The following is a 391-nucleotide window of genomic DNA, read 5'->3' on the forward strand; positions in this document are numbered from 1 at the left end:
GGACTTACTGCACATTCCAAGCCTTTTACTCTCCATTGCAGAAGCTACCATTTCAAAGGTCTTTCCACTGCCTACTACATGGGCAAGCAAGGTGTTTCCTCCATAAAGACTTCTTGCTATGGCATTTCTTTGATGAGGTCTTAAGTCAATCTCCGTATTCATTCCCTCAAAGGAAAGATTGCTTCCGTCATATTCTCTGTTACGGATAGAGTTAAAACGCTCATTATACAGCTTTACAAGACGGCTTCTTCTTTCCTGATCGTTAAATATCCAGTTCTTAAATTCTTCTTTTAATAACTCCTGCTTTTGTCCTGCAAGCATGGTTTCTTTTTTATTTAAGACAGAAGTTTTAGAGCCGTCTGGATTTACAATCTGGTCAAATACCTTTGTT

At 38.6% G+C, this 391-nt stretch carries 1 protein-coding gene; it reads right to left on the minus strand.

Going from position 1 to position 391, the window contains the following annotated elements; translation table 11 throughout:
• Nucleotides 1-391 (minus strand): hypothetical protein (locus tag HMPREF2801_RS07725; protein WP_168162846.1); only part of this gene is annotated, 391 nt, incomplete at both ends.

This window comes from Peptoniphilus sp. HMSC062D09, assembly GCF_001811425.1.
GTDB lineage: Bacteria > Bacillota > Clostridia > Tissierellales > Peptoniphilaceae > Peptoniphilus_A.